The sequence below is a fragment of the Streptomyces sp. NPDC029466 genome (assembly GCF_055574515.1).
Genome location: NZ_JBVHZH010000015.1, coordinates 78,145 through 92,118, shown reverse-complemented (window position 1 = coordinate 92,118; position 13,974 = coordinate 78,145). Strand labels below are relative to the sequence as shown.

The 13,974-nt window shown below is 73.8% G+C and carries 3 protein-coding genes; all 3 read left to right on the top strand.

The genetic code is table 11. The features are described 5' to 3' along the window. Positions 1-10 precede the first annotated feature (10 nt). The 3 genes from ACZ4XD_RS14520 (at position 11) to ACZ4XD_RS14510 (ending at position 13,930) form a co-directional block, all read left to right on the top strand. A complete protein-coding gene (locus ACZ4XD_RS14520; protein WP_468041974.1) occupies positions 11-9,814 on the top strand; it encodes a type I polyketide synthase in 9,804 nt (3,267 codons plus the stop codon). A gap of 198 nt (positions 9,815-10,012) precedes the next feature. Continuing rightward, a complete protein-coding gene (locus ACZ4XD_RS14515; protein WP_468041954.1) occupies positions 10,013-10,798 on the top strand; it encodes a hypothetical protein in 786 nt (261 codons plus the stop codon). A gap of 36 nt (positions 10,799-10,834) precedes the next feature. Next, entirely contained in the window at positions 10,835-13,930 is a 3,096-nt protein-coding gene (locus tag ACZ4XD_RS14510; protein ID WP_468041952.1) for a non-ribosomal peptide synthetase, read from the top strand. Positions 13,931-13,974 lie beyond the last annotated feature (44 nt).

Below are 13,974 nucleotides of genomic sequence, written 5' to 3'. Positions count from 1 at the left end.
GAAGGCGCGCCTGATGGCGGATGAAGAGAAGCTGGTCGACTATCTCAAGCGGGTCGCGGCTGATCTGCACGACACCCGGCAGCGCCTGCGCGAGGCCGAGGAGAAGGGCCGGCAGCCGCTCGCGATCATCGGCATGAACTGCCGCTACCCGGGGGCGGCTACCCCGGAGCAGCTCTGGGATCTGGTCGCCGCAGGCGCGGACCCGATCTCCGACTTCCCCGCCGACCGCGGCTGGGACACCGACGAGCTGTACGACGCCGACCCGGAGAAATCCGGCAAGAGCTATGTGAAACAAGGCGGATTCGTCTACGACGCGATCGACTTCGACGCCGCGTTCTTCGGCATCAGCCCGCGCGAGGCGCTCGCCATGGACCCCCAGCAGCGGGTGGTCCTGGAAGCCGCCTGGGCGGCCTTCGAAGACGCGCGGATCGACCCGTCCAGCGTGCGGGGCAGCGACACCGGGGTCTTCTTCGGTGCCAGCGGCGCCGAGTACGTCCCGGTGATCCAGCAGCTGCCGGACGCGTCCGAGGGCTACACGATGACCGGCGTGGCCAGCAGCGTGCTGTCCGGCCGGGTCTCGTACTCCTTCGGCTTCGAGGGCCCCGCGGTGACCGTGGACACCGCCTGTTCGTCCTCGCTGGTCGCCCTGCACATGGCGGCCCAGGCGCTGCGCCAGGGGGAGTGCTCCCTGGCGCTGGCCGGCGGGGTCACCGTGATGGGCACCCCCGGGGTGTTCACCAGCTTCTCCCGGCAGCGCGGACTGTCCCCGGACGGCCGCTGCAAGGCCTTCGCTGCCGGGGCCGACGGCACCGGCTGGGCGGAGGGCGTCGGCGTGGTGCTCGTCGAGCGGCTCTCCGACGCGCTCCGCAACGGGCATCCGGTGCTCGCGGTGCTGCGCGGTTCCGCGGTGAACCAGGACGGCGCCTCGAACGGCCTGACCGCGCCCAACGGGCCGTCCCAGATACGGGTCATCCGCCGGGCCCTGGAGAACGCGGGCATCACCGCGGCCCAGGTCGACGCGGTAGAGGCGCACGGCACCGGCACCACCCTCGGTGACCCCATCGAGGCGCAGGCGCTGCTCGCCACGTACGGCAAGGCACGGACCGGGGAACGGCCGCTGTGGCTCGGCTCGGTCAAGTCCAACATCGGGCACGCCCAGCAGGCCGCCGGTATCGCCGGCGTGATCAAGATGATCATGGCGCTGCGCCACCGGGTGCTGCCGAAGACGCTGCACGTGGACGCGCCCACCCCGCATGTGGACTGGGAGTCCGGCGCGGTGGAACTGCTCACCGAGGCCAAGCCGTGGGAGAGCGCCGACCATCCGCGGCGCGCCGGGGTGTCCTCGTTCGGCATCAGCGGCACCAATGTGCATCTGATTCTGGAGGAGGCCCCCGCCGCCGAGGCCGGACCCCCGGCCGCCGAGGAGGCCCCGGCCCGGACCCCGGGCCTGGCCGCGACCGGCACCGTGCCCTGGATCCTGTCCGGTGCGACCGCCGGGGCGCTGCGGGCACAGGCCGCCCGGCTCCGGTCCTTCGTGGCGGACCGGCCGGAGCTGGACCCGGCCACCGTCGGATACTCCCTGGCCACCACCCGGGCCGCCCTGGAGCACCGGGCTGTCGTGGTCGGCGCGGACCGCGCGGAGCTGCTCGGCGGGCTGACCGCGCTGGAACACGGTGAACCCGCCGGGAACCTGGTGGAAGGCATCGCCGGCAGCCGGGGCAAGGCCGCCTTCCTCTTCCCCGGCCAGGGATCGCAGTGGGCCGGCATGGCCGTGGAACTGCTCGACACCGCCCCGGTGTTCGCCGCCCGGATACGGGAGTGCGAGACCGCGCTGTCGGCGTTCACCGACTGGTCGCTGACCGACGTACTGCGGGGCGCCAAGGGCGCACCGGGCTTCGACCGGGTGGACGTGGTGCAGCCCGCGCTGTGGGCGGTGATGGTCTCACTGGCCGCGCTGTGGCAGTCCTGCGGCGTCACCCCCTCCGCCGTGGTCGGGCACAGCCAGGGCGAGATCGCCGCCGCCTGTGTGGCCGGGGCCCTGTCCCTGGAGGACGCGGCCCGGGTGGTCGCCCTGCGCAGCAAGACCCTGATCGAACTGGCCGGCCACGGCGGCATGGTGTCCGTTCCGCTGCCGCTGGACCAGGTCGAGGAGCGGCTGCGGGCCTGGGGCGAGCGGTTGTCCGTCGCCGCGGTCAACGGGCCGGGCTCGGTGGTGGTCTCCGGTGAACCGCGGGCCCTGCAAGAGCTGCTGGACGGCTGCGCGGCCGACGGGGTGCGCGCCCGCCGGATCGAGGTGGACTACGCCTCGCACTCGGCGCAGGTGGAGCAGATCCGGGAGCGGCTGCTGGAGGTGCTCGCACCGGTCCGCCCGCGGGCCGCCGACACCCCGGTGTACTCCACGCTCACCGGGGACTGGCTGGACACCACGACCATGGACGCGGACTACTGGTACCGCAGTCTGCGGCAGACCGTGCTGTTCGAGCCCGCCGTCCGCGGTCTGCTCGACGCCGGCTACGGCACCCTGATCGAGGTCAGCGCGCACCCCGTGCTCGCGCTCGGCGTGCAGGACACCATCGAGGCGGCCGGCGGATCCGCGCTGGTCACCGGTTCGCTGCGGCGCGACGAGGGCGGGGTGGCCCGGTTCCTCACCTCGCTCGGCCAGGTGCATGCCCACGGGCGGAGCCCGGACTGGGCCGCCGTGTTCGCCGGGGCCGCGCACGGGACGGTCGCCCTGCCGACCTACGCCTTCGAGCGGCAGCGGTACTGGCCGAAGGGCACGATGACCGCGGCCGGTGACGCCGCCGGCTTCGGGCTGAGCGCCGCCCGGCACCCGCTGCTCGGCGCCGTGGTGACCCTGGCCGATGACGAGGGAGTGCTGTTCACCGGGCGGCTGTCGCTGTCCACCCACGCCTGGCTGGCCGACCATGTGGTCGCCGGGCGGGCGGTCCTGCCCGGCACCGCGTTCGTGGAACTGGCCGTACGCGCCGGAGACGAGGTCGGCTGCGAGGTCCTGGAGGAACTCACCCTCGCGGCCCCGCTGGTACTGCCCGACCGGGGCGGCATCCGGCTCCAGCTCGCCGTCGGCGGGCCCGACGACGCCGGCCGCCGTGAGCTGAGTGTGCGCTCCCGGCCGGAGGACGCACCCGACGAGGAGCTCTGGACCACCCACGCCACCGGCACCCTGGCCACGGGTGCGGGCGCCGTCGGCCCGCGCGCGGAGTCCTGGCCGCCCGAGGGGGCCGAACCCGTCGAGTGGGACGGCCTCTACGAACGGTTCGAGGGCACCGGACTGTCCTACGGCCCGGTGTTCCAGGGCCTGCGCGCGGTGTGGCGACGCGGCGGCGAGCTGTTCGCCGAGGTCGCGCTGCCCGAGGCGGCCGAGGACGAGGGCGCCGCGTTCGGACTGCATCCCGCGCTGCTGGACGCGGCCCTGCACCCGCTCGCCCTCGGCGGGTTCGTCGAGGACGGGGGCGGCGACCGGCCGTGGCTGCCGTTCTCCTGGTCCGGGGTGCGCCTGCACGCCGCGGGCGCCGGCACCGTGCGGGTACGGCTGTCCCCGACGGGCACGAACGCGCTCTCGGTGACCGTCGCGGACGCCACCGGAGCCCCGGTCGCCTCGGTGGGCTCCCTGATGCTGCGTCAGCTGACTGCGGACACTCTCGACGGAACCGGCCCCAGCTTCCACGACGCGCTCTTCCGGGTCGACTGGACCCCGGCGCCGGTCCCGGCGGAGCTCCCCGCCGGCACCGTCGCCCTGCTCGGCGCGGCCGGGCCGGACCACCGCGCGGCACTCGAAGCTGCCGGCTCCCGGGTCGACGAGTACCCGGAACTGGCCGCGCTGCGCCGCGCCATGGACGCCGGTGCGCCGGTGCCCGACACCGTGCTCGTCTCCTGCGCCCCGCCGGAGGCGCCCGAGGTCACCGCGGCGGTCAGGGAAGCGACCGGCCGGCTGCTCCGACTCGCCCAGGACTGGCTGGCCGAGGAGCGGTTCGCCGACGCCCGGCTGGTGATCGCCACCCAGGGCGCGGTGGCCACCGAGCCCGGGGCGGACCTGACGGATCTGGTGCACGCCCCGGTCTGGGGCCTGCTGCGCACCGCCCAGTCCGAACACCCCGGCCGGTTCGTCCTCCTGGACTCCGACGGGCTGGAGACCTCTGCCCGTGCCCTGCCCGCCGCACTGGCCCTCGGCGCGGACCAGCTCGCCCTGCGATCCGGTGAGATCCGGCTGCCGCGGTTGGCCAGGATGGCCGTATCCGCCGACCCCGCACCCGAGTTCACCCCGGGCGGCAGCGTACTGATCATCGGCGGCACCGGAACCCTGGGCGCGCTGTTCGCCCGTCATCTGGTGACCGAACACGGCGTCCGGCACCTCCTGCTGACCAGCCGCAGTGGCCACACCGCCAAGGGCGCGGCCGCGCTGGAGGCCGAACTGCGGGACCTGGGCGCCGAGGTGGAGATCGCCGCCTGTGACGCGGCCGACCGTACGGCGCTGCGCGAACTGCTCGCCGCCATCCCCGAAGACCGTCCGCTGACGGGCGTGATCAGCGCCGCCGGCACCCTGGACGACGGGGTGCTGGAGTCGCTGGACCAGGAGCGCCTGGACGCCGTGATGCGGCCCAAGGTGGACGCCGCCTGGCATCTGCACGAGCTGACCCGGGACCTCGACCTGGCGGCCTTCGTGGTGTTCTCCTCCGCCGCCGGTGTCCTCGGCGGCTCCGGCCAGGCGAACTACGCCGCTGCCAACGCCTTCGTCGACGCCCTCGCCGCACACCGGCGGGCCACCGGGCTTCCCGCGCTCTCCCTGGCCTGGGGCCGCTGGACGGAAGCGAGCGGGCTGACCGAGGCACTGGACGAGGCCGCGCTCGCCCGGATGTCCCGCTCCGGCATGACCGGCCTGTCCACGGCACAGGGCGTCGCGCTGTTCGACGCGGCACGCGCCGCGGGGGACGCGCTGCTGGTCCCCGCGCGGCTCGACCTGGACGCACTGCGGCAGCAGGCCGGTTCCGGGATGGTGCCCGAGCTGCTGCGCGGCCTGGTCCGGACGCCCGGCCGACGGCAGGTGGACAGCGGCGCCGCCGCCACCTCCGAACTGCGTGAGCGTCTGACCGGGATGTCCGCGGCGGAACGGGACCGCACCCTGCTCGACCTGGTCCGTGCCCAGGTCGCGGCCGTGCTCGGCTACGCCGGTCCGCACGCCGTGGAATCCACCCGGCCGTTCAAGGAGATCGGCTTTGACTCGCTGACCGCGGTCGAGCTCCGCAACCGGCTCGGCGCGGCGGTCGGCCTCCGGCTGCCCGCGACCCTGGTGTTCGACTATCCGACCCCGCTGGAGCTCGCCGGGTTCGTCGGGAACGAACTGCTGGGCGCGGCCGCCGGCCCCACGACCGGTGCACCGGCCGCCGTCCGCGCCGATGAGCCGGTCGCCATCATCGGGATGAGCTGTCGCTACCCCGGTGGCGTCGACTCACCGGAGAAGCTGTGGCAGCTGCTGACCAGCGGCACGGACGCGGTGTCCGCCTTCCCCGCGGACCGGGGCTGGGACATGGAGCGCCTCTTCGACCCGGACCCGGACCACCCGGGCACCAGCTACTGCACCGAGGGCGGATTCCTCTACGACGCGGCGCGGTTCGACGCCGGCTTCTTCGGGATCAGCCCGAAGGAGGCCCTGGCGATGGACCCGCAGCAGCGGCTGCTGCTGGAGACCTCCTGGGAGACCTTCGAACGCGCCGGGATCGACCCGGCGACGCTGAAGGGCAGTGGCACCGGTGTGTTCGCCGGGGTGATGTACAACGACTACGGCATGCTGACCGCCGCGTCCGAACAGCTCGACGGCTATGTGGGCGTCGGCGTCGCCGGTGGCGCCGTCTCCGGCCGGATCTCCTACACCTTCGGCCTGGAGGGCCCCGCGGTCACCGTGGACACGGCCTGTTCGTCCTCGCTGGTCGCCCTGCACCTCGCGGTACAGGCCCTGCGGCAGGGGGAGTGCTCCCTCGCCCTGGCCGGCGGGGTGTCGGTGATGGCGACGCCGGGCACCTTCGTCGACTTCTCCCGGCAGCGCGGGCTCGCCCCGGACGGCCGGTGCAAGTCCTTCGCGGACGCGGCCGACGGCGCCGGCTGGGCCGAGGGCGCGGGCGTCCTGCTCGTCGAGCGGCTGTCCGACGCGGTGCGCAACGGGCACCCGGTCCTCGCCGTGGTGCGGGGGTCGGCGGTGAACCAGGACGGCGCCTCCAACGGGATGACCGCGCCGAACGGCCCGTCCCAGCAGCGGCTGATCCGCCAGGCCCTGGCCAACGCCCGGCTGAACGCCGATCAGATCGACGCGGTGGAGGCACACGGCACGGGCACCACCCTCGGTGACCCCATCGAGGCGCAGGCCCTGCTGGCGACGTACGGACAGGACCGGCCCGAGGACCACCCGATGTGGCTCGGCTCGATCAAGTCCAACATCGGGCACACCCAGGCCGCGGCCGGTGTGGCCGGGGTGATGAAGATGGTCCTCGCCATGCAGCACGGCGTACTGCCCCGGACCCTGCATGTGGACCGGCCCTCCACCCACGTGGACTGGGAGTCCGGCGCGGTGGAGCTGCTCACCGAGGCCCGCGAGTGGCCGGAGACCGGACAGCCCCGGCGGGCCGCGGTCTCCTCGTTCGGGATCAGCGGCACCAACGCGCATCTGATCCTGGAACAGCCCTCGGCGGCCCGTACCCCGGCCGCCGCCGGCACCGGACCGGCTCCCGCGGTGCTGCCGTGGGTGCTCTCCGCGCACTCGGCCCAGGCCCTGCGGGCCCAGGCCGGACGGCTGGCCGCCCTCACCGAGGACGGCCCGGACCCGGTGGACGTGGGCTTCTCCCTGGTGTCGACCCGGTCCGCGCTACGGCACCGCGCCGTGCTGGTCGGGGACCGCGAGACGCTGCTCACCGGCGCCCGGGCGCTGGCCGCGGGGACGACCCCGGCGGGCGTGGTCTCCGGGGTCGCGGGGGAGGGCCGGATCGGCGTGCTCTTCACCGGCCAGGGTGCCCAGCGCCTCGGGATGGGCCGCGAACTCCACCAGAATTACCCGGTGTTCGCCCGGGCCTGGGACGAGGTGTGCGCGGCGTTCGACGCCCTGCTGCCCCGGCCGTTGCGCGAGGTGGTGTGGGCCGGACCAGGTACCCCCGAGGCGGCTTTGCTGGACCAGACGCAGTACGCCCAGGCCGCGCTGTTCGCCGTCGAGGTCGCGCTGTTCCGGCTGGTGAAATCCCTCGGCGTGGTCCCGGACGCCCTGCTGGGCCACTCCATCGGCGAGGTCACCGCGGCCCATCTCGCGGGTGTCTGGTCGCTCGCCGACGCGGCGAAGCTGGTCGCGGCCCGCGGCCGGCTCATGCAGAGCCTGCCCCCCGGCGGCGTGATGGTCGCCGTACGGGCCCCCGAGGACGCGGTACTTCCGCTGCTCTCCGGCCAGGTGAGCATCGCCGCGGTGAACGGGCCGGAGGCCGTGGTGCTCTCCGGCGACGGGGCCGCGGTGACCGAACTCGCCGCGACCCTGGCGGACAAGGGGTACCGCACCAAGCAGCTCCGGGTCAGCCATGCGTTCCACTCGCCGCTGATGGACCCCGTCCTGGACGAGTTCCGCACCGTCGCCGAAAGCCTGACCTACGCCGAACCGCGCCTCCCGGTGGTCTCCAACCTGACCGGCCGGCTCGCCGAGCCGGACCAGTTGCGCGACCCCGGCTACTGGGTCCGGCACGTGCGGGAAGCCGTCCGCTTCCACGACGGCATGCAGGCGCTGCACACCGAGGGGCTGGACACCTTCCTCGAACTCGGCCCCGGCGGTGTGCTCAGCGCCATGGGCCAGGAGAGTCTGCCCGGCGGGGAGTTCCTGCCCGCGCTGCGCAAGGACCGGACGGAGGACGAAGCACTGCTCCAGGCCCTGGCCGGTGCCCATGTCCGCGGCGCCACGGTGGACTGGCTCCCGCTGTGCGGCGGTGGCCGCCGGGTCGCCCTGCCCACCTACGCCTTCCAGCGGCAGCGGTACTGGCCCGAGGCCGACGGCCCGTCCGGCGAAGGCCGGCCGGACGCCTCCGACCCGGTCGAATCCCGCTTCTGGGAGCTGGTGGAACGGGAGGACCTCGGGGCACTGCTGCGTACCCTGGACCTCGACGAGAACCAGCCGATCGGTGCGCTGCTCCCGGCGCTGTCCGCCCTCCGCCGTGGGGAGTCCGCGGTGGACGGCACGCGCTACCGGGCCGACTGGCACGCGGTGAGCGACCTGCCCACCGCCGAACTGTCCGGCACCTGGGCGCTGCTCGTCCCGGAGCAGCACCTGGAGGGAGACTGCGCACGGTCGGTCGCCGAGGCGCTGCGGGCGCACGGCGCCGAGGTGCGGCAGCTCACCGTGACCGGCGCGGACGCCGGCCGGGAACGGCTGACCGGGCTGCTCGCCGGACTCCCGGCCGGCATCGCCGGAGTGGTCTCCCTGTGGGCGCTGGACGAGCAGCCGCATCCGGACCACCCCGCGGTCCCGTCCGGCGTGGCCGGAACCATGGCACTGGCCCAGGCGCTCGACGACGCGGCGCCGGAAGCACCGCTGTGGTCCCTGACCCGGGGCGCGGTCTCGCTGACCCGTACGGGCCGTACGGCCGGGACGGCAGCGGCGCTGGTGTGGGGTCTCGGCCGGGCGGTCGCCGCGGCCCGGCCCGGACACCGGGGCGGCCTGATCGACCTCCCGGAGTCCTTGGACGCACGTCAAGGAGCCTGGCTGGCCCAGCTGCTGGCCGATGCCGACGGTGAGGACGAGCTGGCCCTGCGCCCCTCCGGGGTGTTCGCCCGCCGGCTCGGCCACGCCGGCCGGGGCGCCGCCCACCGGCCCTGGCGGCCCACGGGCACCGTGCTGCTCGCCGGTGAACTGGGCGCCGCCGGGGCGCCCCTCGCCCGCTGGCTGGCCCGCAACGGCGCCGCGCATCTGCTGGTGCCCCCGGCACTCGCGGGGGAGTCCCTCGGCGTCCCGGTGACCGTCATCGACGAGGCACTGACGGACCGCGAGGCGGTGACCCGGCTGCTGGGCCGCGTCCCCGCGGCGCATCCGCTGAGCACCGTCGTGCACGGCATCGGCAGCGCCGAGGACCAGCCGGTCGGCTCCGCCACCGTCGCGCAGTTCGGCCAGGTGCTGGAGCGGGCCGTGCACGAGTCCGAGATTCTGCACGAACTCGCCCGTGACACCGCCGCGTTCGTCCTGCTCGCCCCGGCGGCGAGCACCTGGGGCGATCCGTCGCGGGCCGCGGTCACCGCGGCGGGCGCGTACCGCGAGGAGCTGGTGCGCCGGCGCCGGGCCGAGGGGCTCAGCGGAACGGTGCTCTGCTGGGACGGTGCGCTCTCCCCGGAGAGCGTGTTCGTCCGGGCGGTCGAGTGCGGCGAGCAGTCCGTCACGGTCGCCGAGGCGGACTGGGCGGAACTCGCCGTCACCCGGACCGGTTCGCTGCTGCGTGCCCTGCCCGAGGTGCGCCGGCTCGCCCAGGAACCCGCGGCGGCGGACACCGGCGACGAGGTGGATCCGGACGCGCTGCGGGCCTACCTGAAGGAGCAGGACGCGGCGGGCCGGCAGGAAACACTGCTGGAAATCGCCCGCGGTGTGGCGGCCCGGGCACTGGGACACGAAAGCGCCGCGGCGGTCGAACCCGACCTCGATTTCCTCGATGCCGGATTCAATTCGCTGTCCGCCGTCGAATTCCGTAATGCGCTGAACCGCATCACCGGACTGTCGCTGCCCGCCGCGCTTGTCTACGATTATCCGACCCCCAACGCGGTCGTCGAGTTCCTGGAATCCGAACTCGCCTGACACCGCCCGGGTGTTGTTCAGGTCCTCGCCGGACGGGCCCGTCCCGTCCGGCGAACCGGCCTTCCCCCTGGGCCGGTTCGGGGTACTAAGGGGTTCCTTAGGGGTGTTCCGGCTCCTGGTACGCCCATACGCTGCGTGCACCGACACGCTCAGCTCGGAGAGTGAATCCACATGGCAGTTCCCGGCTCGTGGAAATCGTTGACTTCGGACGGAAAGGATCTGGTACTCGCGGTCGATTTCGCGGTGACCGGAAGGCCGCAGGCAGGTTTTCCGGATTTCGTCGCGCTCACCCATCCGCAATTCTCGCTCTGGGAGACACTGCCGCCCGCCCCGGAGGAGGACGCCGGAATGACCGGCGCCGACTACGTCGAGCGCTGGGCGGCGGACGTGCTCCGGGAGGGCCGCCCGGTCCGGGCCGTCATGGGCTACTGCGTCGGAGCGGTCTACGCGGCGGCGCTGGCCGAGCGCATCGGGCGCAGCCAGGGCGAGACGCCCGCACTCATCGGCTTCGACCCCGAGCTGCCCCGGCGTGATGTGGTCTGTCACCACTTCCTGACCACCATGGAGGGGATGTCCGGGCTGCTCACGCCGGAGGAGGTCGCGCACGCCCAGCAGGCCGCGGGGCAGGCGCTGACCGACGAGGGCGACATCAAGCAGTTCGGTGAGCGGCTGCTGGAGATCTTCCGGGAGGTCGGCGGCGCGGCCTTCGCACGGGTGGGCCTGGACGCCAAGCGCAGCGAGGAATTCGTCGCCACCTTCGGCCTGTTCCTGCACTTCTTCGTCCGGGGCAGCGACCTCGACCCGACGGCCGGCTGGAAGTCGCTGACCGCGATGACCTCCGCGACCCCCACCAGCGGCCTCAACCCGCTGTCCGAAGCCGACCGGGCCGACCGGGTGGCCAAGGAGATCCGCTTCCCCGTCGAGCACGCCGATCTGCTGCGCACGCCCGACGTCGCCACCACGGTCACCGGCCTGCTGAGCTGACGGACCGCCCCCCAGCACGTCGAAAGGAACTCGCGCATGCAGCCCATGAGTACGCCCCTCTCCCGGGCCAGTCAGAAAGAGGAGGCGTTGTGGCTGCTCGACAAGCTGGTCCCGGACAGCGGGGTGAACAACATCCCGGCCGCCATCCAGGTGGCGGGCCGGCTGCGGACCACGGCTCTGCGCGAGGCCGCCGCCCGGCTCCTGCGCAAGCACGAGGTGCTGCGCACCGTCTTCCATGACGAGGGCGCCGGGCTGCGCAAGGCGGTCCTGGCCCCGGCGGACGCCACGGTCGACATCGAGGTGAGCCGGTCGACGGCGGACGGGCTGGCGGACGATCTCACCGCGCTCGCCGCCCGCCCGTTCAAGTTCAACGGCCGGCCCATGCTGCGGATCTGCCAGGTCGAGGCGCCCGAGGGCGATGTGCTCTGCGTCGTGGCCCACCACCTGGTGTTCGATGTGGCGTCCGCGCAGATCGTGATGGGTGAGCTCACCCGGCTCTACGACGCGGTCCTCGCCGGAAAGGATCTCTCCGGCGAGGCGATCGTGCCGGTCGCGGCGGTCGCCGCCGACGAACCCCGGCCGGAGAGCTTCCGGTTCTGGCGCGACCATCTGAGCGGCTTCGACGCCGGCGCGCTGGATCTGTGGATGGACCGGCAGGGGAGCGCGGAGACCACCCTGAAGGGGGCCACCGTCGCGCACGACCTCTCCGACGAGGCCCGGGACGTGGTCCGCCGGCTGCGCAGGGAGCTGCGGGCCTCCGAACCCGTCATCCTGCTCGCCGCCTACTATCTGCTGCTCGCCCGGCACGGCGCCGGGCCGGACATCGTGATCGGCTCGCCCGCCGACATCCGCGGGCAGCAGGCCGCCGGTGCCATCGGCTACTACGTGAACATCCTGGCGCTGCGCGTCCGGACCGACCCGGCACAGAGCTTTCGCGCGCTGGTGCGGCAGGCCCGGGACGTGTTCCTGGAGGCGGTCTCCCATGTCGATGTGCATGTGGACCTGCTGCTGCCGGAGATCCCGCGGGTCAACTCCGCTTGGAGCACCACGCTGTTCCGGCATATGTTCAACTACCTGCCCGGCGGGCTGTCCGCGGAGACGACCATCGGCGGTCTCCCGGCGCGGGCCCTGATGGTCCGCAACGGCTACAGCCGGATGAACCTCGAATTCGACATCCTCTCGGAGCCGGACCGCATCACCGTCGAGGCGCTGTACGGGGTGGAGTCCCACCGCCGCGCCGATGTCGCACTCCTTCTCCAGCGCTATGACGCACTGCTGGTCGCGGCCGGCGCCGAACCGGACCGGCCGGTCGGCGAACTGTCCGCGTGGTCGGAGCGGGACCGTACGGTCATCGCCGCGGCCAACCGCACCGCCACCGACGCACCGACCCCGTCCGTGCTGCGCACCGTCGCCGAACGGGCGGCCGCCGCACCGGACGCGGTCGCCGTCGCGCACGGCGACCGGAACGTGACCTACGCCGAGCTGTGGCAGGCGGCCGCGGACACCCGGGCGCTGCTGACCGCCTCCGGGGTGACCGAGGGCGAGGTGGTCGCCGTGGCCGCCCGCCGCGGACCCGAACTCGCCGCCGCGGCCCTGGGCGTCTGGCTGGCCGGCGGCGCCTACCTCCCGGTCGACCCCGACCATCCCGCGGACCGGATCGCCTACCAGCTCTCGGATTCCGGCGCCCGTGCCGTACTGGCCGGTGACACGGTCACCCTGCCCGACGGCACCCCCCGCCTGGACATGGTCGGTCTCCGCACCGCGGAGGGCGGGCCCGCCGCCCTCCCGGCGGACCCGGACCCCGCCTCCTGCGCGTATCTCATCTACACCTCCGGCTCCACCGGCCGCCCCAAGGGCACCAAGGTCTCGCACGGCAACCTGGCCAACCTCGTCCGGCACTTCCTCGACGAGCTCGCGCCCGGCCCCGGCGATGCCACGCTCTGGATGACCACCTTCGCCTTCGACATCTCCGCGCTGGAGCTGTTCCTCCCGCTGACCTCCGGCGGACGGCTGGCCGTCGCCCCCGACGAGGCCCGGGTGAACGGCGGCGTGCTGCGGGACCTGCTGGTCCGGCACGACGTGGGCATCGTGCAGGCCACCCCCACCACCTGGCGGACCGTGCTCGATCAGGTGGGCGACCAGCTGGCCGGCCGGCGGGTGCTGTGCGGCGGCGAGGCGCTCCCCGCCGACCTGGCGGCGCGGCTGCTGGAGGCCGCCGCTGAGGTCCGCAATGTCTACGGCCCCACCGAGACCACCATCTGGTCCACCGCGGGCAGGCTCGACGCCGCTGACGGGGCGGTGCACGCCGGCACCCCGCTGCGGAACACCACCGCGTTCGTCCTGGATCCGGTCGGCCGGGAACTCCCGCTCGGGGTGCACGGCGAACTGTGCCTGGCGGGCGCCGGAGTCGCGATCGGCTACCACAACCGCCCGGAACTCACCGCCGAACGGTTCGGCGAGCACCCCGAGTACGGGCGCTTCTACCGCACCGGAGACCTGGCCCGCTGGCGGGACAACGGAACACTGGAGGTGCTCGGCCGGGTGGACCGACAGATCAAGCTCCGCGGCAACCGCCTGGAACTCGCCGAGATCGAGGCGGTGTTGCGGGAACACCCCGAGGTGACGGACGCCGCCGTGGTCACCGTCGGCGATCTCAGCGCGGACGCCGTGCTGGTGGCCTTCGTGGTGGCCCACCCCACCGAGGGCCTCGCCGAGCGGCTGTGGGAACACGCCAGGGCGAAGCTGCCCTCGTCCGCGGTGCCGCACGACTTCGTCCTCACCGATGAACTCCCCACCAACGCCAACGAGAAGGTGGACTACCCGCATCTCACCCGGCTGGCCACCGCCCGCCGCGCCGCGGCCGGCCACGGCGCGGCGGCGGAACACCACGAGGATGCCCTGGTCGACGCGCTGCTCTCGATGTTCCGCGAGCTGCTCGGCCGGGAGGACGTCACCGCCGACGCGAACTTCTTCGTCCTGGGCGGGCATTCCCTGCTCGCCGCGCTGCTGGTGCAGCGGATCCAGGAGTCCTTCGGAGCGGAGATCCGCCTCGCCGAGTTCTTCGCACTGCCCACCCCCCTGGGGCTTGCCGCGTTCCTGCGGTCCCGCGGGGTGGATCCCGGTACCGACTGACCCCCGGGTACCCGCGCCACCAGGCACACGATCGGCTGACCGAG

What these genes read in the sequence shown, in the direction of transcription:
- ACZ4XD_RS14510 (WP_468041952.1), top strand. Translation starts at nt 10,835, where the DNA reads ATGCAGCCCATGAGTACGCCCCTCTCCCGGGCCAGTCAGAAAGAGGAG.